At 42.5% G+C, this 22,232-nt stretch carries 25 protein-coding genes; 16 read left to right on the forward strand and 9 right to left on the reverse strand.

All coding sequences use genetic code 11. The features are described 5' to 3' along the window. Positions 1–80: 80 nt before the first annotated feature. Both murJ and ampD read right to left on the reverse strand, forming a co-directional pair. Positions 81–1,631 carry a murein biosynthesis integral membrane protein MurJ gene (gene murJ, locus ACP69Y_RS14050; RefSeq protein WP_425918989.1) on the reverse strand — a complete coding sequence of 517 codons (1,551 nt, stop codon included), beginning with the start codon at positions 1,629–1,631 and terminating at the stop codon, positions 81–83. A gap of 73 nt (positions 1,632–1,704) precedes the next feature. Then, entirely contained in the window at positions 1,705–2,280 is a 576-nt protein-coding gene (gene ampD / locus ACP69Y_RS14055; protein ID WP_425918990.1) for a 1,6-anhydro-N-acetylmuramyl-L-alanine amidase AmpD, read from the reverse strand. Positions 2,281–2,454: 174 nt separating this feature from the next. On the opposite strand from ampD, the gene nadC reads away from it, so the two are divergent. Next, positions 2,455–3,300: a carboxylating nicotinate-nucleotide diphosphorylase gene (nadC, locus tag ACP69Y_RS14060; RefSeq protein ID WP_425918991.1), complete on the forward strand. Its 846-nt coding sequence runs from the start codon at positions 2,455–2,457 to the stop codon at positions 3,298–3,300. Here the strand turns inward: nadC and ACP69Y_RS14065 are convergent. From ACP69Y_RS14065 to ACP69Y_RS14080, 4 genes are all read right to left on the reverse strand, one after another. After that, positions 3,297–3,479: a hypothetical protein gene (locus ACP69Y_RS14065; RefSeq protein ID WP_425918992.1), complete on the reverse strand. Its 183-nt coding sequence runs from the start codon at positions 3,477–3,479 to the stop codon at positions 3,297–3,299. The two genes, nadC and ACP69Y_RS14065, sit on opposite strands and share 4 nt — an antisense overlap. Positions 3,480–3,650: 171 nt before the next feature. Next, on the reverse strand, positions 3,651–4,367 hold the full coding sequence (gene rph / locus ACP69Y_RS14070) for a ribonuclease PH (RefSeq protein ID WP_131216929.1): 717 nt from the start codon (positions 4,365–4,367) through the stop codon (positions 3,651–3,653). Between the two features lie 173 nt (positions 4,368–4,540). Further along, positions 4,541–5,686 (reverse strand): fatty acid desaturase family protein, encoded by a 1,146-nt coding sequence (locus tag ACP69Y_RS14075; protein ID WP_425918993.1) that lies wholly within the window; start codon positions 5,684–5,686, stop codon positions 4,541–4,543. 63 nt (positions 5,687–5,749) lie between these two features. Further along, positions 5,750–6,772 carry a ferredoxin reductase gene (locus ACP69Y_RS14080; protein ID WP_425918995.1) on the reverse strand — a complete coding sequence of 341 codons (1,023 nt, stop codon included), beginning with the start codon at positions 6,770–6,772 and terminating at the stop codon, positions 5,750–5,752. Between the two features lie 175 nt (positions 6,773–6,947). Between ACP69Y_RS14080 and ACP69Y_RS14085 the strand changes: the two genes are divergently transcribed. Then, entirely contained in the window at positions 6,948–7,607 is a 660-nt protein-coding gene (locus ACP69Y_RS14085; protein WP_425918996.1) for a TetR family transcriptional regulator, read from the forward strand. Between the two features lie 458 nt (positions 7,608–8,065). Here ACP69Y_RS14085 and ACP69Y_RS14090 read toward each other — a convergent pair whose 3' ends face one another. Next, the gene (locus ACP69Y_RS14090) at positions 8,066–8,683 is read right to left on the reverse strand and encodes a thiol:disulfide interchange protein DsbA/DsbL (protein ID WP_425918998.1); all 618 of its coding nucleotides are present in this window, start codon (positions 8,681–8,683) and stop codon (positions 8,066–8,068) included. 181 nt (positions 8,684–8,864) lie between these two features. Here ACP69Y_RS14090 and ubiG point away from each other — a divergent pair, with 181 nt between their 5' ends. The 13 genes from ubiG (at position 8,865) to ACP69Y_RS14155 (ending at position 20,306) form a co-directional block, all read left to right on the forward strand. Next, a complete protein-coding gene (gene ubiG / locus ACP69Y_RS14095; RefSeq protein ID WP_425918999.1) occupies positions 8,865–9,581 on the forward strand; it encodes a bifunctional 2-polyprenyl-6-hydroxyphenol methylase/3-demethylubiquinol 3-O-methyltransferase UbiG in 717 nt (238 codons plus the stop codon). Next, positions 9,578–10,276: an HAD family hydrolase gene (locus ACP69Y_RS14100; RefSeq protein WP_425919000.1), complete on the forward strand. Its 699-nt coding sequence runs from the start codon at positions 9,578–9,580 to the stop codon at positions 10,274–10,276. Before ubiG ends, ACP69Y_RS14100 begins: the two co-directional genes overlap by 4 nt. Before the next feature lie 34 nt (positions 10,277–10,310). After that, positions 10,311–11,057, forward strand: a complete 747-nt coding sequence (locus ACP69Y_RS14105; protein ID WP_425919001.1) for a YciK family oxidoreductase — start codon at positions 10,311–10,313, stop codon at positions 11,055–11,057. 198 nt (positions 11,058–11,255) lie between these two features. Further along, complete coding sequence (locus ACP69Y_RS14110; protein WP_425919003.1) at positions 11,256–11,411, forward strand: hypothetical protein; 156 nt, start codon at positions 11,256–11,258, stop codon at positions 11,409–11,411. A 296-nt stretch (positions 11,412–11,707) separates the two neighbouring features. Then, positions 11,708–12,115: an RcnB family protein gene (locus ACP69Y_RS14115; RefSeq protein ID WP_425919004.1), complete on the forward strand. Its 408-nt coding sequence runs from the start codon at positions 11,708–11,710 to the stop codon at positions 12,113–12,115. 234 nt (positions 12,116–12,349) lie between these two features. After that, positions 12,350–12,706 carry an RcnB family protein gene (locus tag ACP69Y_RS14120; protein ID WP_425919005.1) on the forward strand — a complete coding sequence of 119 codons (357 nt, stop codon included), beginning with the start codon at positions 12,350–12,352 and terminating at the stop codon, positions 12,704–12,706. Between the two features lie 132 nt (positions 12,707–12,838). Then, complete coding sequence (argA, locus tag ACP69Y_RS14125) at positions 12,839–14,191, forward strand: amino-acid N-acetyltransferase (RefSeq protein ID WP_425919006.1); 1,353 nt, start codon at positions 12,839–12,841, stop codon at positions 14,189–14,191. Positions 14,192–14,520: 329 nt separating this feature from the next. Beyond that, positions 14,521–15,483, forward strand: coding sequence for a sulfonate ABC transporter substrate-binding protein (locus ACP69Y_RS14130; protein WP_425919007.1), 963 nt, complete (start codon positions 14,521–14,523; stop codon positions 15,481–15,483). Between the two features lie 25 nt (positions 15,484–15,508). Further along, on the forward strand, positions 15,509–16,501 hold the full coding sequence (locus tag ACP69Y_RS14135; protein ID WP_425919008.1) for a sulfonate ABC transporter substrate-binding protein: 993 nt from the start codon (positions 15,509–15,511) through the stop codon (positions 16,499–16,501). 16 nt (positions 16,502–16,517) lie between these two features. Next, positions 16,518–17,693: an FMNH2-dependent alkanesulfonate monooxygenase gene (ssuD, locus tag ACP69Y_RS14140; RefSeq protein ID WP_425919009.1), complete on the forward strand. Its 1,176-nt coding sequence runs from the start codon at positions 16,518–16,520 to the stop codon at positions 17,691–17,693. Next, on the forward strand, positions 17,693–18,508 hold the full coding sequence (ssuC, locus tag ACP69Y_RS14145; protein WP_425919010.1) for an aliphatic sulfonate ABC transporter permease SsuC: 816 nt from the start codon (positions 17,693–17,695) through the stop codon (positions 18,506–18,508). The genes ssuD and ssuC overlap by 1 nt, the downstream gene beginning before the upstream one ends. Before the next feature lie 10 nt (positions 18,509–18,518). Further along, positions 18,519–19,328 carry an ABC transporter ATP-binding protein gene (locus ACP69Y_RS14150; RefSeq protein ID WP_425919011.1) on the forward strand — a complete coding sequence of 270 codons (810 nt, stop codon included), beginning with the start codon at positions 18,519–18,521 and terminating at the stop codon, positions 19,326–19,328. Positions 19,329–19,691: 363 nt separating this feature from the next. After that, positions 19,692–20,306, forward strand: a complete 615-nt coding sequence (locus tag ACP69Y_RS14155) for a TetR/AcrR family transcriptional regulator (protein WP_425919012.1) — start codon at positions 19,692–19,694, stop codon at positions 20,304–20,306. Positions 20,307–20,399: 93 nt separating this feature from the next. Here the strand turns inward: ACP69Y_RS14155 and ACP69Y_RS14160 are convergent, their stop codons facing one another. After that, positions 20,400–20,963, reverse strand: coding sequence for a 5'-nucleosidase (locus ACP69Y_RS14160; RefSeq protein WP_425919013.1), 564 nt, complete (start codon positions 20,961–20,963; stop codon positions 20,400–20,402). Beyond that, entirely contained in the window at positions 20,945–21,196 is a 252-nt protein-coding gene (locus ACP69Y_RS14165; RefSeq protein WP_425919014.1) for a hypothetical protein, read from the reverse strand. Before ACP69Y_RS14165 ends, ACP69Y_RS14160 begins: the two co-directional genes overlap by 19 nt. Between ACP69Y_RS14165 and ribF the strand changes: the two genes are divergently transcribed. Next, on the forward strand, positions 21,195–22,196 hold the full coding sequence (gene ribF, locus ACP69Y_RS14170) for a bifunctional riboflavin kinase/FAD synthetase (protein WP_425919015.1): 1,002 nt from the start codon (positions 21,195–21,197) through the stop codon (positions 22,194–22,196). The two genes, ACP69Y_RS14165 and ribF, sit on opposite strands and share 2 nt — an antisense overlap. Positions 22,197–22,232: the final 36 nt, after the last annotated feature.

Genomic DNA, 22,232 nt, shown 5'->3' on the forward strand with positions numbered 1-22,232 from the left:
TAAGCAAAAATTAAAGTATTTTTCACACATTAAATTCAGGCCCCTATTTCAAGATAAAGAATAAATTCGAGATCTGTTTATTATGGTCTTAAGTGACGTGGTCTGAACCCTGTGATCAATAAACCAATCGCATAAGCCAAAACACCCACTACACAAAGTCCGATGACTTCGAATACGCGAATCCATTGCGAAACATCGCCATTATACCAAGTCAAGGCATACCAAAGTGCCGCAATCATGATGGCATTGGCAATGGCAAACTGAAGGAAAAGTTTCTTCCAGTGCGCCCCAAAACGGAAAATATTGCGTTGATGCAAATAGAAATACAACATTCCGGCATTCACCAGTGCAGAACCAGAAGAGGCCAAGGCCAATGCCATATGTTCGGCTTCCCAATGGATCAGTTTAAAGAAGCCTATAAAGATCACATTTAAAATCGCATTGGCTGCAACGGCCATTAAACCGACACGTACCGGGGTTCGGGTATCTTGCTGTGCGTAAAACCCTGGTGCAAAGACTTTAATCAACATGAAGGAAATTACCCCGGCACTCATACATTGCAAAGCCAATGCGGTCATTTGCGTATCTTCAAGGGTAAATTGCCCACGTTGGAACAGTGCCTGAATGATGGGAGTCGATAGCATGAACAAGGCAATACTGGCAGGAATACCGACCAGCATAACCACTTTGGCAGCCCAGTCGATCATGCCACGGAACTTGGACTGATCTTGCTCGGCATGACGTGCAGACAAAGAAGGTAAAATGACCGTACCAATCGCCACTCCAATTAAGCCCAAAGGCAATTCGGTCATGCGTTCGGCACTGTATAACCAGGACACCGAACCGTCTTGCATGAAGGATGCCCAGATGGTGTTCAGCAGCAAATTGATTTGCGTTACTGAAACACCAAAGAGTGCAGGCAGCATCAGTTTCATGATGCGATCCACACCTTCGTGCTTAAAATCAACTTTCGGTGGAATAAGCAGATTTTTACGCCATAGCTCCGGGATTTGAATCGCCAGTTGTAAAATACCTGCAACCACGACCGCCCAGCCTAAGGCCATAATCGGTTCAGCCATATAAGGCGTTAACCACCATGCGCCGGCAATCATGGTGACATTCAATAAAACCGGTGCAAAAGCCGGGGTCGAAAATGAACCGTAACTGTTTAAGATACTGCTGGCAAAAGCAGTCAGCGACATAAACAGTAAATACGGAATGGTCAGACGGAACATGTCCGTGGCTAGGGCAAATTTTTCTGGATCACTATGGAAACCCGGTGCATAGATATACAAAATCGCCGGTGCAGCGATCATAGCAATGAATGTCAGCGCGGTCATAAAGGTGGCCAGACAACCAAAGACCCGACTAATCAGAATTTGCACTTCAGCATGGGTTTTAGTAGTTTTATATTCGGTTAGAACCGGAATAAAGGCTTGCGAAAAGGCACCTTCAGCGAACAAGCGCCGAAAAAAGTTAGGGATACGAAAGGCAACCACAAAGGTATCGAAATCTTTACCTGCACCAAACACATTCAGCAAAACCACATCTCGGACTAAACCCAAAATCCGAGACAACATGGTCATTGCACTGACAATAAAGGTCGACCGCCACAGCGCCATCGTTTCCACCCAGTCTTAAAATAAGTCGCTATTGTAAAGAAACTCCAAAGGAATTTCGTTGTTAATTCATAAACTCGAGCAGCTATTGATCTGCTTTGGATTGTTGTATTAATGCTCTGGTTTTTAACCAATCAAAAAAAGGACCGGGATCGGTTTTACGTCCCGGGGCAATATCGGAGTGCCCTGCCAGATGCTGTAATATCTTCGGATAGGTCGCCTGTAATGTCGCAATCACTTTTGCCAATATACTGTATTGCACCTCTTCAAAAGACTGATCATCACTGCCTTCCAGTTCAATACCAATGGAATAATCATTACATTCTTTTTTGGATAAATAGCTTGAACGCCCTGCATGCCAGGCACGGTCATTAAAATTCACAAATTGCAGCACTTCACCCGTGCGCAAAATGAGCAGATGCGTCGAAACCTGCATCCCTCGAATAGTCTGAAAATAAGGATGCTTTGACCAATCCAGCTGATTTTGAAAAAATTGTTCAATATAGCCGCCGCCAAATTGTGAGGGTGGCAAACTGATGTTATGTACCACAACCAGTTGAATTTCAGTGTATTCGGGACGTTGATTATAGTTTGGGGATGGTACTTGCCTTGCACCGATTAACTGACCATCGATGACCTGAAAAGACGGTGCTTGTTGCATATTCCTATCCTGAGTCTTATTCGTGTAAGTAGATGATTTTAGCGCAATCCTAAAACTTTAAACTTAAAATCTCAAATTCCAAAAATAAAAATCCATTGAAAAAACATTTCTTTCAAATGAACAATGCTAATATAACGCGCAATTTTCATAGCTTAAAAAAGATACGGAATTCTGATGAGCATATCTCAATCTTTGTTGGAACACGCAATCCAGATCAATATTCAACAGGCTTTACAAGAAGATATTGGCGAGGGTGATATCACCGCTTTATTGACTCCTGAAGATGAACCAGCCACCGCAACCATCATTAGCCGTGAAGACATGGTTCTGGCGGGTCAGCCTTGGGTGAATGCACTGATTCAGGCATATGATTCATCGGTACAAGTGACTTGGCTTAAAAATGATGGCGACCGCGTACAAGCCAATGAAGCCTTTTTAAAACTGGCCGGTTCTGCACGCAGCTTACTCACGGTTGAACGCCCTGTACTGAATTTTATACAAACGCTTTCTGCAGTTGCGACGAAAACGGCTGAATATGTAAAACAATTAGAAGGCTTAAACACCAAATTATTAGATACCCGTAAAACCCTTCCCGGCTTACGTATTGCGCAAAAATATGCCGTGGCTATTGGCGGTGGTCAAAACCATCGCATTGGTTTGTTTGATGCATTCTTGATTAAAGAAAACCATATTATGGCAGCAGGCGGCATTGCACAGGCGATTGCCAAAGCGCATAACATTGCACCGGGTAAACCTGTAGAAGTTGAAGTCGAAACTTGGGATGAACTCAATCAAGCCTTGGAAGCCCATGCCGATATCGTAATGCTGGATAATTTCAGTCAACAACAAATGATTGATGCGGTTCAGCATGTTGCCGGTCGTTGCAAGTTGGAAGCATCGGGCAACATCACCATTGACAACTTACGTGAAGTGGCAACGTCAGGTGTTGACTATATTTCGATGGGCGTTTTAACCAAAGACGTCAAAGCGGTTGATTTATCTATGCGGTTTAATGCTTAAGTCTGCTCAATATCATTTTGCGGTTGAGATTTCGGTTTAGATGTTAAATCCTGAATTTTACTGGAGGGTGTGTTCTGTTGCCAAGCGGATTGGATCGATTCTTTTTCTGAAGCCCTTGGATCACTGGTCATCAGCGCCAGCGTTACCACGGCTACAACCAAGATAATGATATTTAACATCTACTCCTCCTGAAAAAATAAAACATGAGTCTAAGCACTGAATATGAACTTGATCTTAAGCCTGCGTTTCAAAAGGTGCAGCTATTGCAGCCTTTTTGTATCCAGTCCTTTTAGCTGATCTATATAAAGAACGCACCTTGAGGTGCGTTTTTTATTTCTTAATTAAACAACTTACCAGCCTAAAGCTTCCTGTTGTTTTTTAATTAATTCTTGAATGCCTTTTTCAGCCAATTCAAGCATCTCGTTACACTGTGCACGGGTAAAGGGTTTTTCTTCGGCAGTACCTTGCAGTTCAATAAATTCGCCTGCTTGTGTCATGACCACATTTAAGTCGGTTTGACAGCTTGAATCTTCTTCATAACACAGATCCAATAACGCTTCATCTTTATACATACCGACAGAAATCGCAGCCACTAAACCTTTAAGTGGATCTTGCTTAATTTTCTTTTTCTCAAGCAATACATTCATTGCATCAATGAGAGCTACGGCTGCCCCAGTAATAGCGGCGGTACGTGTACCACCATCTGCCTGAATCACATCACAGTCAATGGTAATGGTGTTTTCACCCAGTTTTTTCAAATCCACCATGGCACGCAAGCTACGACCAATCAGACGCTGAATCTCTTGAGTACGGCCACTTTGTTTACCACGAGCGGCTTCACGGTCACTACGGGTATGCGTTGAACGTGGCAACATACCGTATTCAGCGGTGACCCAACCTTGTCCCTTGCCTTTAAGGAAACGTGGTACTGAATTGTCAATACTTGCAGTACAAAGAACTTTAGTATGACCAAATTCAATCAATACTGAACCTTCCGCATAACGCGTATAGTTACGGGTAATTTTTACGTCACGTAATTGATCTACTGTACGTTGGTCGATACGCATAATCGGTTCTCTTTGGCTAAAATTCATTGCGGCCTAGTATAACAGAAGCAAGCTTGAAGGTTTTGCCGACAGACTATCGATTGACAAAAACCATAAAATCACGCTGCTTCTATTTAGCCATCAGTTGAATTAGCCTCCCATTATGCTTAGCTCAAATCCCTTTCTATTTCACTTTAAAAGCGGAATAATGTTTTTAACTTTTGTTTTGATTGCTCAACCGATGCTGTCCAAGAGTTCGGTAAAGAACATTTAGCTAGACGCACCCAAACACTGCCAAACTGTTTCATAAAACTGGCTTCATTATAGTGAATGCCATACTCCGCACATAAGGCACGAATTTTTGGTGCCGCTTCTGCATAACGGTTAGCCGGCATATCAGGGAATAAATGGTGTTCAATTTGATGACTCAAATTACCACTTAAAATATGCAACCATTCTGTGCCGCTAAAGTTACTCGATCCGCGAATTTGACGTAAATACCATTCTGCACGGGTTTCATTTTCAGTATTGTCTGATTCAAAAGTTTCTGTATCTTCAGTGAAATGACCATTAAAGATGACCGCTGATGCCCATAGACTACGAATCACATTCGCTACGGCATTGCCGGCAAATACAGGTAAAGCATTCGGCCCCGCAATTAAAGGGAAAAACACATAATCCTTGCCCACTTGTCGGATGGCTTTTTGACGGAATTTTGCCGAATCTTCCCAGACCTGTTTCCAAGTTCGGGTCTTATAAATCAAGGCATCTTCTAAATGTAGGTTTTGTAAGCCTACATACCATTCGAAAAATACCATCAATTGAATGGTTAAAGGAATATTGAAAAGAAAACGCGGTTCCCATTTTTGCGCTTCACTGACCCGCAGCAAGCCATACCCAACATCGTGGTCTTTACCTACAATATTGGTATAAGTGTGATGAATGTAGTTATGGGTATGTTTCCAGTCATCTCCGGTCGCCATGGTATCCCAGTCATAATTGGCGCCATTCAGATTCGGATCATTGAGCCAGTCAAACTGACCATGCATCACGTTATGACCCAGTTCCATATTTTCAACGATTTTGGACAGACCCAACAAACCGGTACCCATCAACCATACCGGTGGAATCCAGCCACCAAACATCAGCATCCCGCGAGAGGCTATTTCGCTATAACGGACAAAATCACGAATTTTATAAATATATTGGGCATCTTGCTCGCCAATACTGTCCATAATTTCACGGCGAATTGCATCGACTTTCTCACCAAATTCGGCAGTTTGTTTAGCGCTCAGATGTTTTGATTTACTGTTTTCTAAAAATTTAACTGACATATTCATTATTTTTCTCCTGAGTCATGCTTCAGCACCTATTCATGGCAAGTGCGAGCAGAACTAAAATTTTTAAAGGTTGATCACTACAGGACTGACAGCTTGGCTAATACACAATTTAATTTGGGTATTGCTATCGTGGTCAATTTCACCGGTGAGCAAGTTTTTGGTTGAGCCGCTGACTTTGGTACAAGTGCAAGTATTGCAAATCCCCATACGGCAACCATGTGCCGGTCTTAACCCGGCCTGTTCGGCACTTTCAAGTAAATTGGTTTTTGCTTCAAATTCTTGTTGGGCACGTAGAAATACCACCGGTTGTACTGCTGCAGTTTCATCTACAACGACCTGGAAATATTCCTGTTTGAGTTGATTGGTAATACCCAGTTGTTGATAAATCTGGTTCAGGCTTTGCATCATGCCCTTGGCACCACAGGCATAACTTTGACGTTGCTCGAAATCCGCTACGGCACTTCCAAGCAGTTCCGCCGTTAAATGTTGCTTCTGTACCACAGTATTAAAATGATGATATTGAAACTGTGGATATTGTTCAGCCAATTGCAGTAATTCAGTATGAAAAGCATTGTCACGCGTAAAATAGATCAGATCAATCTGCTTCACCTTTTGAGCCAGTGCCTGCTCTAACAGTGAATAAATAGCAGTAATGCCGCTACCCGATGCCAGTAATAGAATAGAATCCTGAGATGAACTTAAGATGAAATCGCCCTGAACTTGAGAAATTTCCACCACGCTGCCTCGGGCTAAACGCGTTAAGACATTGGATACTTTACCCTGGCGTTTCACTGCAATCACAATGTTGCCGTGAGTGGTAATTTTTACAATCGAATAACTACGTTGCTGACGAACACCTGCAATCACTACAGTCACTAAAATACTTTGCCCAGCACGAAATGCTTTTGCCTGAAAGTTATGATTGGGCTGAAGCTGAATTTGATAAAAGTCTTCGCTCAGCATGTTTAGCTCGACAATACTGGCTTTCACTTTTTTCCACGCCCAAACTGGATTCACTTTTTCAGCAATAAAATCGACGAAATCTTCTCGGATCCATTGCGGTTGGTACTGCATCACATGACTCATATGAGGTTCCTCTTTTTTATTGCTGGTTATTTATTTGAGTGAACAGGTGTTCTTACAGTGAACACTTGTACACTATAATTATTTTTTAATTCAGTCAACACCTGTTCACTGACATTCGTCGTTTAATTTGTTTTTTTTTGATAGACTTCATGCAGAATTTTTTTAGGGTAGTCGAATGTCGATACGGGATGAGCGTAAACAACAAAGCCGCCAAGCGCTTTTGGATGCCGCGCTTGCTTTAAGCACGTCTGGACGTTCTTTTAGCAGTATCAGTTTGCGTGAAATCGCGCGCCACGTCGGTTTGGTGCCGACTGCGTTTTATCGCCATTTTCAAGACATGAATGAGCTTGGACTCGAATTAGTCGATCAGGTGGCCCTGCATCTAAAAGGCATTCTGCATCAACTTGGACAAGCCTATATCTACCAACCGAATACCAAAGCGAAAATCAGCCTAGATCTGTTTTTCCAGGCGGTTGAGCATAATCCTGAACCTTGGGTATTTATGATTGCCGAGCGCTGGGGCGGATCAGAAGTGATTCGTCAGGCCATTGTACGGGAAATTAATTTCTTAATTGAAGACTTGGCCAATGATTTATGCAAAATGGAAACGGTACAGCACATCCGCAATGTACAAGACCTTCAGGTAATTTCGAATATTTTAATTAATTTATCCTTTACTTGGGCGATGACCTGGATGGACATCAATCGTCACTATCAGACGGATGAACGAATAGAACAACAAATAAAATTTAAGCTGCAAACTATTACCCAGGTACATGTCATTTTTCGCGGAATCTCCAACTGGGATACGACACTGGCAGCAGTGAGCAAGTAATCGCTCAAGATTAGATATAAGCAACCGCAGCTGTTGCGTAACGCTGAAGAATTAATTATTTTTCAATAACTTGCTTAACTTTTTGGCCATTCAAGACGGAGTCTTACCATTTTCAATCAACTGTTCGAAGCTCGTTTGTTCCTTGCAAAACAGTGGTTTTCATTCGCCAACTGATGAGCCTCAAAATATATTTTGAGTTCGCAAGAAAAGCATCTTAGGGCGCAATGCACCTCACTGCAAAACCTGTTCAATTTCTGTACTTAAAATAACTTTTTGCAAAAACAGCCCTTTTTTTAATACCTCTACTTTGCGTTACAAACAAAATAGTGTTTTGTTTTTACTCAGGTTGCGGATGACATGTCCGTGTATCGGACACTATCTGGAATTTAAAAAAGAAAAAGCCAGTCAATTTCTTAACTGACTGGCTTTAACAATTACGGTTTTTTAGTACATCAAACTTATTTGGCTTTACGCTCTTTTTCCACCAGGTAGCTCACCACTTGAGTTACTTTGGCATCTTCACCTTGAACCACATATTTACCATTTACCACGACCGCAGGCACACCGCTCAGTTGGTATTGTTGTGCCAATTTCTTCGATTGAGCCACTTTCGAGGTAATCGCGAATGAATTAAACATGCTGTTAAATTTGGCTTCTGGTACGCCATATTTCACAAAGAACTTGGCTTGTGATTTCTGGTCAAAAATCTGTTGACCACCGGCATGAATGGCATGGAATAAAGGCAAGTGAGTTTTCTTACGAACGCCTAATGCTTCAGACACATAATAACCGCGTGCGCCTTGTTCCCAGACTGGATTCATCGCAGCAGGTGTACGCACAAAGTTGACATCTTTAGGAATTTTTTTCAGCCAAGCCTGCATATGCGGTTCTAATGTAAAGCAGTGAGGACAGCCATACCAAAAGAACTCACGTACTTCAATTTTTCCAGGAACTTCAACTTTACCTGGGTTGGCAACCACGGTGTAATCTTTACCCGCGACAAAATTGGCAGCCATTGCGATGCCTGAAAAGGCAAAAACAGCAGTAGCAACACTACCTAAAAGGAATTTTTTCATTGACCTTATTGTCCTCTAAATCGTTATGATTAAGTTATACGATGACTATAAATCAATTATGCCGAATTCGTTTTCATTCTGTGAACTTTTTTACAGCTTTTATCGCTTTTTTGAGAATAAACGCTACACTAAGCCCCTATAACTTTTTTTAAAATATAATGACTTGATTGAGGTGAGACCGATGTCGCAATTGAATGTTGATCCACAAGAAATTGCCAAATTTGAAGCGTTCGCAGCCATATGGTGGGATCAGCATTCTGAGTTCCGTCCCCTGCATCAAATTAACCCTTTACGCTTAAATTGGATTGATGAACATTCAGGTGGCATTGCCGGCAAAAAAGTCCTCGATGTTGGCTGCGGTGGCGGTATTTTGTCTGAAAGCATGGCACGTCGTGGTGCAAAAGTTTTAGGCATCGACATGGGTGAAGCCCCTTTAAATGTAGCGCGTATTCATGCAGAACAAGAAAATGTGACCAATATTGAATATCGCCAGGTTCCCGTAGAACAGTTGGCAGAAGAACAAGCTGGACAATATGACGTGGTCACTTGCATGGAAATGCTTGAGCATGTACCCGATCCAGCATCCATTATTCAAGCTTGCCAGACCTTGGTTAAACCGGGTGGTCATGTATTCTTCTCGACCATTAACCGTAATCCAAAATCTTATTTATTTGCGATTATTGGTGCGGAATATGTCCTTCGGATGCTCGCCAAAGGCACGCATGATTATCATAAATTCATCAAACCTTCGGAACTTGCGCATGACATTCGCAGTGCGGGCCTAAAACTTAAAGACATGACCGGTTTACATTTTAATCCCATTACCAAACGTTATTGGCTGGCACCGAATGTGGATGTGAACTACATGGTTTATACGGTAAAAGAAGGTGCCGAATGAAAGCTGTACTGTTTGACCTAGATGGCACTCTGATTGACACCGCTGCCGACTTTATCCGTATTATTCAAGACATGTGCCGCGATAAACAATGCGAGATCGTGGCTGCGGATTTAATCCGTACCCAAGTGTCTGAAGGCGCACGCGCCATGGTGAAACTGGTCTATCCGGAACTGGAGGTTGAAGATCCGGTTTTTCTTGCCCATCGGCAACGTTTTTTAGATCTGTATGGCGAAGATATTGCGGTGGATACTGACCTGTTCGAAGGCATGTATCCGCTGCTTGAAGAACTGGAAAGCCACGATATTCCTTGGGGCATTGTTACCAATAAACCACGCTGGTTAAGTGAATCCTTACTTAAAGCGCTGAACTTGTCTGAACGCTGTGCTGTTCTGGTTTGTCCAGAAGATGTCAGCAAAACCAAGCCTGATCCTGAACCGATGTATCTGGCAGCCCAGCACATTCAGATTCGACCTGAAGACTGTATCTATGTCGGCGACCATCCACGTGATATTGATGCCGGTCGTAATGCCAACATGTATACCATTTTGGCAGGCTATGGCTATTTACCATTGCAACACAAAGATGACTTAACAGCATGGCAGGCTGATTGTATAGTCAAGACAGTTGCCGAATTACATCAAGTAATTAACCAATTGGTCATCTCAAAGCAACATAACAATTCTCTGATTTCATAAAGACATAAAAATACGATAAACGAGGAGGTATGCAATGAAATATTCAGAATATCAACCTCGCCCCGATCTGCTAAAAGATCGCATTATCCTGATTACAGGTGCGGGCGATGGTATTGGTCGTGCAGCTGCAATTAGTTATGCCCTGCATGGGGCAACAGTAGTCCTGCATGGACGTGCCTTAAACAAGCTTGAAGTCATTTATGATGAAATTGAAAGCTTGGGCGCACCCCAACCGGCTATTCTGCCTTTGCAACTCTCCAGCGCCTCTCCTCGAGACTATGAGTTACTGGTCGATACTTTAGAAAAACAATTTGGTCACCTCGATGGCATTTTGCATAACGCCGGTATTCTGGGTGAACGCACAGAACTCGCCCATTACCCGGTCGATGTCTGGGACGATGTGATGGCTGTGAATCTGCGTGCGCCATTTTTACTGACACAAACCCTGTTACCGCTTCTGCAAAAATCGGAGCATGCCTCTGTGGTTTTTGCCAGTTCCGGTGTAGGTCGTGAAGCACGTGAGCGTTGGGGAGCCTACTCAGTATCAAAAATTGCCATTGAAGCAGTCAATCAGATTTTTGCCAAAGAAAATGTTTATCCAAATGTGCGTTTTAACTGTATTAATCCGGGCGCAACACGGACTGCCATGCGCGCCAAAGCCTATCCAGATGAAGATCCGAAAACCTTGGCAACCCCTGAAATGATCATGCCGGCTTACCTGTATTTAATGGGTGACGACAGCTTGCATCTGAATGGTCAAAGTATTGATGCGCAGGATTAATCTTTAAAAAGATCAAAAAGGGAGCCCATGCTCCCTTTTTATTTTATGCCTCTTTTTTGAGGTGAAATAACTTTCAGATCACCTCAAACTATAAATCGTATTTTCAAATAAATTCAACAATAATATTCGTTTTTTCAAATCAAAAAAATAAGCTTATGCTTATTCATATTGAAAAACACTGCATATGAGGAATAGGTTATGGCTGATCAAAAACGTAAAATTGAAACGATTCGTAGCATTAAAAAATTACAGCTTTCAAATACATTGATTACCGGTCTGGATGATGCAGGCCAGGCAGAAGCAATTGCAGAGGCTGTGAATTCACTTCAAGACCTTGCTGAGCAATGGAACTAGAACAGTTTTATTGAACAGTCACCATAGGGCTGTTTCCGCATTTAGTCAGAACAATTTTGAATAAATAAAAGCGCTATCAAAAATTTGATACAAAGTTTTCATCAATACCCTATTTTTCTAGTATTTAATATCGATATAAAATTTCTTAAGATTTTTAAATCGTGAGATATTTCTGCATAATATCCTTATTATCTCTGCATTTTTTAATAAATGAGTGATTTATCTTCACAGTTTCTCTGCAATTTTTTCGTACATTAGCATGATTGAAATTAATAATTTTTCTATGAGGGTTCAACATGAAAAAGATTTTGACAGTTTTGGCAATCTCTTTCAGTGCATTGATGGCAAACAGTGTAACCACTGCTGCACCTCACGAGAAACACGATAACAATCGTGGTTGGGATCAACCGCGTCATCAGCAGTCGAATAATGGTCGAGATTTTCGTGACCAGGATGATGACGATGATCGTATGCAAGATAAACGCCGTGTTCGGGAAGAACGTGGGGTAAAACGTCTACAACAGCATAAATGGCAAACCGGTTATGTGATGCCGCAGCATTATCGGGGTAACGGTTATAAAGTCGATTACAAAAGCCATGACTTGCCAAAACCCTCTCGTAACCAGCAGTGGTACAAAATCAATAATGACTATATTTTAGTTGATACTGATAGTAATAATATCATTCGTATTCAGGGTTTTTAAATTCAGTTTTAAATTCTCCATGCCCAAACTCCGGTTTGGGCTTTTTTTATTTTTAAAAAATTGTTTATTTTAACAGCAAGTCTTTGAGTGCAAGCTTTTCAGCGTTTATAAAATCTTCTTTTTTTCTCCATGAATTTCACAATTCAACTATAAAGCTCTCATTTTTTATCTCTAGTTTTTGGTTAATTTAGCTTTAACGAAATAACCGTTCTCTTTGAAATTTAGGTGAAAGATATGAAAAAAATTCTAACAACAATTGCACTCTCTCTATCTGCATTGATGGCTACTTCTGCGATGGCAGCACCAGATCATCGTTATGATGATCGTCAACGTTATAACCATGCACAATCGCATCAGGACAGCCGTTGGGACAACAATAACCGTTATGACAACAAACGTGTAAACCCGAGTCGTGATTGGCGTGTCGGTCAAACCTTACCACGTCAATACAGCAGCTCACGTTTCCAAATCAGTGATCGTGAAGCACGTCAGTTACCGAAATCAAGCCGTAATCAGCAATGGTATAAAGTGAATGGGGATCATGTTCTAGTCAATGAACGTAACAACCGCATTGTCCGTATTATTAACTAATCGCTCAGTCCCACTTATTCCCTGCTGCAGACACCTTAACTTTTGTTAAGGTGTTTTTTTTATTAGGGCTTCCTCTGGGCAATTTTTTGATTAGAATCAGGCATAGGATTTTATTCTTCATTTGAGATAAGTATGCACGCGAATTCATCGGAAACATCACAAAGCACAACTTTGCAATATGTGCATTGGTTTCGACATTCTGCGCCTTATATCAATGCCCACCGCAATAAAACGTTTGTCATCATGTTTGATGGTGAAGCGGTACAACATGAAAATTTCCAGCATATTATTCATGACATTGCCCTGCTGCATTCTTTGGGCATTCGTCTGATTCTGGTGCATGGCGCACGTTCGCAAATCAATCAGAACTTAAAAGCCAGCGGCATTCAAACCCCGTTTCATAATCATCGCCGGATTACCACACGTGAATCTTTAAGCTGCGTGATGAATGCGGTGGGTTCCATTCGCCTGCAAATCGAAGCGCTGCTTTCGATGGGACTGGCAAACTCACCGATGTACGGCGCACGTATTGATGTCATTTCTGGCAATTTTGTCACCGCAAAACCCTATGGCATTCGTGATGGCGTGGATTTCCAGCTGACCGGTGAACTGCGTACCGTGGATACCGATGCCATTCAAAGACATCTTAAAAATCATAATATTGTCTTGCTTGGCCCAACCGGTTATTCCAATACTGGCGAAGTATTTAATCTGGTCGCGGAAGAAGTCGCCACCAATACCGCTATTTTGCTTAAAGCCGACAAGTTGATTTTCTTGGGTAAACAACAAGGTCTGGTCAATGAATTTGGGCAATTGCAGCGTGAAATTCCGCCGCATCAACTTGATCAACATATTTTGCAATATCAAGACTCCAATCCGGATATCGCTTTGCAGTTACGCGGTGCGAAAAATGCCTCACTACAAGGCGTACGTCGTGTACATTTAATTTCTTATACCTATGATGGCGCATTGCTGGAAGAACTGTTCACCCGCGATGGTGCAGGCACCATGATGACCGATTCACATTATGAAGAAGTGCGTACTGCCACGATTCAGGATGTCGGTGGCTTAATGAATTTACTTCGCCCACTTGAAGCTGAAGGTATTTTGGTTTATCGCTCACGGGAACGCTTAGAAAGTGAAATCGAGCAGTTTTCTGTAATTGAACGTGATGGGATGATTTTAGCCTGTGCTGCGCTGTATCCGATTCCAGCTTCAGCCAATGAAATTAAATCCGCCGAGATCGCTTGTGTCGCGGTTGATCCCACCTATCGCAAGTCCAATCGTGGTAGTCAAATTTTGTATTATTTGGAAGACAAAGCTAAAAAATTGGGCATTCAGCAACTGTTTGTGCTGACCACACGTACTGCACACTGGTTTGTCGAGCATGGCTTTGAACCGGCCAGTGTTGATGATCTGCCGAATGCGCGTCAGGCCTTATATAACTACCAACGTAATTCCTTGGTATTCAAAAAGTCACTTTAAAGTGACTTTTTTTATGACAGCTATAGCTTTATTTTTTATATCTTTATCTGTGCTTTTGCGAAATTTGTGACAATTTACTTATGCAGTTTTCACATAACTTTATATTGGTCTAAGATTTAAAATTTAATTCATTTAATATCAACAATATAATTAATTAAAACAACATATTTTATTGTTCCTATAAATCATTTTTCCACATAAGTTTTTCTTTTTTTTATTTATCTTTTTTCCTCATTAAGAATTTCTATTTTTTTATTATTTTCGAAAAAGAAAAGGCTTTAGCGTATGTGTTCAATATTCAACACTTCATTATTGCGGAGCACACATTCATGAGCGCCATTCAAGCAAAATTCTGGGCGAAATCGCTGGTCCTTTCTTCAGTAGTTGCGGGCGCAATGATGATGTCAGGTTGTGGAAAAAAAGAAGCTGAAACGGTGACTTTAAATATTGGTTTTCAAAAATATGGCTTGTTACCGATTATTAAAGAACGCGGCACTTTAGAAACAGCGTTGAAAGACCAAGGCGTCCATGTGAAATGGGTCGAATTTCCTGCCGGTCCACAATTGCTGGAAGGTTTAAATGTTGGCAGTGTGTCCTTGGGAGAAGCAGGTGAAGCACCGCCTATTTTTGCTCAGGCCGCCAATTCGAATCTGGTTTATATCGCCAACCAACCGCAAGCGCCTAAAGCTGAAGCCTTAATTGTGCAAAAAGATTCAGCCATTCAAAACATCCAGGATCTAAAAGGTAAACGTGTTGTCCTGAACAAAGGCTCAAACGTGCATTACTTATTGCTCAAATTACTTGAAGCCAACAACCTGAAACTGGATGACATTCAAGTGGTGTATTTACCGCCTTCCGATGCACGTGCCGCTTTTGAAAAAGGTGCAGTCGATGCCTGGGTGATTTGGGATCCATTCTTTGCCGCTGCTGAACAGCAAATTGGTGCACGTGTCATTGCAACAGGTGAAAACTTGGTTAGCAATCATCAGTTCTATTTGGCAGACCGTAAATTTGCCGAGCAGCATCCGGATGTGCTGAAAGCTGTCGTGAATGAGTTAAACACCACTACACAGTGGGTATCACAGCATCAAGACGAAGCAGCCAAACTCCTGGAAAAACCAACAGGACTGTCTGTCAGCATCCTTAAATCCTCCATTTCCCGCATGGGTTTTGGTGTACAACCGATTTCTGATGAAGTGGTGAAACAACAGCAATATGTTGCAGATGCTTTTTATAACCAGAAACTGATTCCAAACGAAATCAATATTCAAGCTGCACTTTTAGCCAAGTAATAACAGAACAATAGAGGACTCGACAATGACTCAACATCAGCAACACAACAAAGCAATTACCTGGTTCAAAACCTCCAGTCATGGCATGAACGCGATGCTGATTGCTTGTGCGATATTGGGTTCGAGCGCCGCGTGGGCAGCCGATCCTTCAGTCAAACAGTTGCGCGTGGGCTATCAAAAATCTTCTGTCAATCTGGTGATTGCGCAACAGCAAAAGTTATTTGAACAGGAATTTCCCAACGCGAAAATTAGCTGGAATGAATTTCCGGGCGGTCCACAAATTTTAGAGGCCTTGGCCGTCGGTTCTGTGGATATCGGTGCTACAGGCGATACGCCTCCGGTCTATGCTCAGGCAGGCAACAAGCCCTTGCATTATTTCGCTTATGAAACCGCAAAACCTTTGGCTTCTGCCATTTTGGTACCCAGCAATTCCAAAATTACCCAGCTCAGCCAGTTGAAGGGTAAACGTATTGGGGTTCACCGCGGTTCAAGCTCACATTATTTGTTGGTGCAGGCAGTACGTAAAGCCGGTTTGCAATGGACAGACGTTCAACCGATCTGGTTAAGCCCGGCTGATGCACGTGCGGCTTTCCAGAAAGGTGCGATTGATGCCTGGGCCATTTGGGATCCGTACTATGCTGCGGCGCAACTGGAAGATAAGGCTAAGGTACTGACCACAGGCAAAGGCTTAAGTCCAAATTACACCTTCTATCTGGCTTCAAATGATTTAGTTAAAAATCATTCGCAGGCATTAAAAGGCATTATCAAGCAACTGAACGTTGCCGATAAATGGGTACAAAGCCACAAGGCTGCAACGGCAACCCTATTTGCTCAAAGTACCGGACTAAAACCGAATGTCAGCCAGACCTTTATCCAACGTCGTCCTAATCCGTCAACTGCGGCTCCACTTACTCAAAAAGTGATTGCCAATCAACAAGAACTCGCAAACCGTTTTAGCGAACTCAAGATCATTCCAAAATCTATCTATATTCAGCAAGCCGTTTGGGCAGGCAAATAATCTAAGGATCAAAGCAATGAAAATTTTCTGGTTTATTCCTACGCATGGTGACAGTCGTTATTTAGGCACAAGCAAAGGCGCACGTCAGGTCGATCATGCTTATATGAAACAGATTGCCGTGGCGGTAGATAACTTGGGTTATGAAGGCGTACTGATTCCAACCGGGCGTTCATGTGAAGATCCATGGATTACAGCAGCCAGCCTGATTGATGCCACCAAAAATTTAAAATTCCTCGTCGCTTTACGTCCCGGGGTAACGACTCCGGCACTGACTGCACGTATGGCTGCCACTTTTGACCGTTTATCGAATGGTCGTGTTCTGCTGAATCTGGTCACTGGTGGTGACGAGCAAGAGCTGAAAGGTGACGGCGTTTATGAAGATCATGCGACGCGCTATAAAACTGCAGCTGAATACACCACCATCTGGCGTGAGATTTTAAAACGTTCACATACCGGTGAAAGCTTCAGTTTCAATGGTGAACGTTTACAAGTGGAAGATGCAAAACTGCTTTATCCACCTGTACAACAACCTTACCCACCTCTTTGGTTCGGTGGTTCTTCAGATGCCGCAGTGGAATTGGCCACCGACCAGGTCGATACTTATCTAACTTGGGGCGAGCCACCTGCAGCAGTGAAAGAAAAAATTGAAAATGTCAAAGCTAAAGCTGCGGCTAAAGGGCGTAGCCTAAATTACGGTATCCGTTTACACGTGATTGTGCGTGAAACCAATGAACAAGCATGGGCGGCGGCTGAAGAACTGATTCAATTTGTTGATGATGCAACCATTGCGGCTGCACAACAAAAATTCAAACAAATGGATTCGGTCGGTCAACGTCGCATGGCTGAACTGCATAATGGCGATCGCAGCAAACTTGAAGTGTCTCCGAACCTTTGGGCAGGCGTAGGTCTTGTTCGTGGCGGCGCAGGTACGGCATTGGTGGGCGATCCACAAACTGTAGCTGCACGCATTCAGGAATATGCCGACATGGGTATTGATACCTTTATTTTCTCAGGCTATCCACATCTTGAAGAATCTATCCGTTTTGCTGAACTGGTGTTCCCATTGCTGCCTTTGCAAACCCGTCAAAAATTGGCGCAACCGAACTTAACCGGTCCTTTTGGTGAAATCGTGGCAAATAACTACGTACCAGATGAGGCGAAACAAGAAGTAAAAGCTAAGGAGCCGGCTTAATGAGTAAAAGCATTTCTGCCGAAGCCTTGGCTAAAACCAAGGTTTCACGTGGAACACAATTTGGGCAGCATTTGCTGCCTTGGTTGGTTCCGATTGCCCTGATCTTGATTTGGCAAATTGCATCCAGTACCGGTCTGTTAGAAAGCCGTATTTTGCCTGCACCGACGGCGGTCGTAGCTGCATTTTGGCATCTGCTCATCAGTGGTGAACTTGGGCAACATGTCAAAGTCAGTGCCGGACGTGCCCTGCTCGGTTTATTGGTTGGCGGTGGTTTAGGGTTGCTACTCGGTCTACTGAATGGTTCTTCTAAGACGGCATCGACGCTGCTCGACACCACCTTGCAAATGATCCGTAATATTCCAGCCTTGGCTTTAATTCCTTTGGTGATTCTCTGGTTCGGGATTGATGAATCCGCCAAACTATTTTTAGTCGCTGTCGGTGTGTTCTTCCCGATTTATATCAACACTTATCATGGTATTCGCTCGGTTGATCCACAACTGATCGAGATGGGTAAAAGCTACGGTCTGACCCGCTGGCAGTTATACAAAGAAATTATTTTACCGGGTGCCATGCCATCCATTCTGGTCGGTTTACGCTTTGCATTGGGTCTGGTGTGGGTGTTGCTCATTGTGGCAGAAACCATTTCAGCACAATCCGGTATTGGCTACATGACCATGAATGCGCGTGAATTTTTACAGACTGACGTGGTCTTGGTGGGGATTTTACTCTATGCACTGCTTGGAAAATTGGCCGATGTATCGGCAGTAGGCTTAGAAAAATACTTGCTGCGTTGGCATGCTGGATATCAAAAATAAGGAATAAATTATGACTGATTTAAGTATAGGGCGACATGTCGCAGAAGATCCGGCTGCACCAAAACAGTCGGCAACTGCAGATATTAATCCAAGCGCAGTGGTCGGTGCAGAAATTCTGATTGAGCAGCTGCATAAATTCTATGGTGATGTCACCGTTCTGGAAGATTTAGACCTGCATATTCAACCCGGTGAATTTCTTGCCATTGTTGGGCGTAGCGGATGTGGTAAAAGTACCCTGCTTCGTCTGATTGCCGATTTAGAACAACCCAGCTATGGTGAAATCAAGTTTAAATCGGCACGACATATTCGCGAGGGCATTAGCAGTGATGACATTCGGGTCATGTTCCAGGATCCGCGACTTTTGCCGTGGCGTAGCATTGAACAGAATGTACAGTTGGGTTTAGCCAAAGCGCATCAAGACAATGCCTCTGCCCTGTTAGAAAAAGTCGGACTGAAAGAAAAAGCGGGATTGTGGCCTTCTCAACTTTCAGGAGGTCAGCGTCAGCGTACTGCGCTTGCACGTGCATTGTCACATAAGCCTCGCATCTTGCTGTTGGATGAGCCACTCGGTGCACTGGATGCTCTCACCCGTTTAGACATGCAGAGCTTGATTGAAAAACTTTGGCATGAGCAAGGCTTTACTGCCATTTTGGTGACCCATGACGTCAGCGAAGCAGTACAACTGGCCGATCGAATTATTTTGCTTGATAAAGGTCATATTGCTAAACAATTTAAAGTGGATTTAGCACGACCACGCAAAAAAGATTACGCTTTTAGCGAGTTAGAGCAGCAAGTTCTCAATGCTGTATTGGCAACATGATTTTTTACATTTGAAATGAGCACATCCTGATAACCGGTTTGGGCTCATCTCATGATGAGGTTATATAAACCTCACCTTATTCTTTAATTAATTTAATCATTCATTTATGACTTGGGTGTTTAACTGAGTCGTTCAACAAAATACAAAAGTTCAATCTTATTGAATTCTTTAACGATCTTTACCGCGCTATTTTCTACCCTCTTTTAAAGCATCTTTTTGCATTGGTCGAAAACTTGGCAATTTAATAGCTGATCTAAAAAATAAATCGCCATTATTCATAAAATTAAAACTTTTGCCTGTGCACAAATCTGACGATTTGCCGTACAATTTAAGGTTCCACTTTTAATTGTTTTTAAATGACCAATGGAACAAAAAAAGAGTACACAAAAACGACATCAACTGCTGAATGCTGCACTGGATGTATTTTCCCTTTACGGTTTTAATGGGGCAAGCTTAGACGAGATTGCTCAAATTGCTGAAATGCACAAATCCAATATTTTCTATTATTATGAAAATAAGGAAGCACTGTACGTTGAAGTACTCACCACGGTATTACAGAAGTGGCTTGCTCCACTGCAAATGCTAGAAACAGAGCTTGAGCCTGAAGAAGCGATCACCAATTATTTATTGCAAAAAATTGAGGTTTCGCGTACCCAGCCGAAAGCATCGCGACTGTTTGCTTTGGAAGTGATTCAAGGTGCACCGCATATTTTGCCAATTTTAAAAGGTCCATTAAAGAAACTGGTGAAGCGTAAAGCCAAAGTCATTACCATGTGGCAAGAGCAAGGTAAAATTTCCAAGGAAATTGATCCTGAGCTTTTAATTCTGAATATTTGGGCGGTTACCCAAAACTATGCAGATTTTGCCACCCAAATGGAAATGGTGACCGGTAAAACCTTACGTAACCGTAGTATGCAGCAGCGGATCATCCAACATACTGTCCATATGATGTTATACGGCGTTATTCCGCGCCCATGATTCTTAAATTATAATTCTTAAATTATCGTCTACGATAATTTTGGCATACGACCATAGACAACTATGGTCGCCGAATTTCCAACCCTACTCTGCTTATTTGACCGTTTGATATAATTTTAATAACTTTTGCGCACCCAATAATAAATTTTCTTCCCAATCCAAATGCGCTGTGTCATTCGCACCATCAGTAATATATTTCACGGAAATTAACCGCACGCCCAGCTTCTTGCAGACTTTCGCAAGTGCATAGCCTTCCATATCTACCAGACCGCATGGCACTTTCGGCGTACCTGTTTCAAAGCTGTCGCCTGTTCCACAAGTGCCTTTTTCCAGGTGCTGAAAATAAGACTCTAAATGAATTTCTGCAGGATGGTCATCATCCATAGGTGTAACGCCGACCGCAAAACCCAATGGCGATACATCCATATCGCGTTGCACAAAAGTCGTCACTTCAACCAAGGCATGTGCATCAAATTGAGAACTTCCTGCTGAGCCCAAATTGAGTAAGGTCTTACAACCGGTTTTTTGAATCACTTCAAAGGCTTTAAATGCAGCATTGACTTTACCAATACCACTGTAATGCACTTGAATCCCCGCTTGTTCAAACAAACCTTTCGATTCATTGGGAAGTGCCATAATTAAAGCCAAATCCGACATTGTAGTACCTTATTTATTTGCCAACTCAAAACTGCACCCATTAGAAAAGAATTAAAGGAAGAGTGCAAACTTAAAAATCTGTCCTGAATCAATCTATATTTTGATCTTTCTACACCACTATTTTTAGGTAGATATCCAATAATTTTTTTGGTTGAAAACACAACAACAAGACGAACGCTCAAGATTATGGCAATATATAGCCCTGATAATTTTTCACTTATTGATTCGCCCATGAAGCTGCTCCGCCTGAATGCTTTAGCGCCAAATTTTCAATTGCCAAAAACTGCCGTTACGATTGGTAATTTTGACGGTGTACATTTGGGTCATCAGGCAATGATCGCACAATTAAAACAACTTGCCGCAGCACAAAATTTAAAAACCTTGGTGATGATTTTTGAACCGCAACCTTTAGAGTTCTTTAAAGGCTATGAAGCACCGCCACGCATTAGCTCATTGCGTGAAAAAGTCGAATACTTAACCGAACTCGGGGTCGACTATATCGCGATTGCGAAATTTGATAATCATTTCCGTAGCTTAAATGCTGAAAGCTTTGCAGATATTCTCAAACAAAAGCTCAATGCAGAACATCTGGTTCTGGGCGACGATTTCCATTTCGGTAAAAACCGTCAAGGCAATAGTGAATTTTTGCGGGCCTACGGTTTTCAGGTCACCAACTTGCATACGATTGCATTGGATGGACACCGCGTCAGCTCGACCCGGATTCGTCACACCCTGCAAGCCGGCGATTTAGCTTTGGCTGCAAAGCTCCTAGGACGTCCATATAGCATCACCGGCCGGGTACAATATGGTGATCAGATTGGACGGACCATTAATTTCCCAACCATTAACGTCCGTTTAAATCGTCATAAACCGTGTCTAAACGGGATTTACGGCGTTGAAGTATTATGTGAAACCGGATCTTTAAAAGACAAAGTAAAAGCCGACAATCCTGAAAAACTGGGGATTGCAGGCTATGAACCAACTGCCCTGTTTGGTGCAGGACATGTTGGTACACGACCCACCATCAAACAGCAGCATCCTGAATGGCGATTAGAAGTACATTTTCCTGATGTTTCTGCTAATCTGTATGGCCTGTTAATGCGGGTGACGTTCTTGAACTATTTACATGGTGAAAAGGACTACCCTTCGCTTGAAGCATTGAAAGCGGGAATTGATGATGATGTTGAGAAACTGCTTGAGTTTCGACAAAATACCCCCAATTTTCCCTTTTAAATCCCACATTTTTATTGTAAAACGCGTCAGCCTAAG

Origin of the sequence: Acinetobacter sp. TSRC1-2 (assembly GCF_049895885.1) — a bacterium.
Classification (GTDB): domain Bacteria; phylum Pseudomonadota; class Gammaproteobacteria; order Pseudomonadales; family Moraxellaceae; genus Acinetobacter.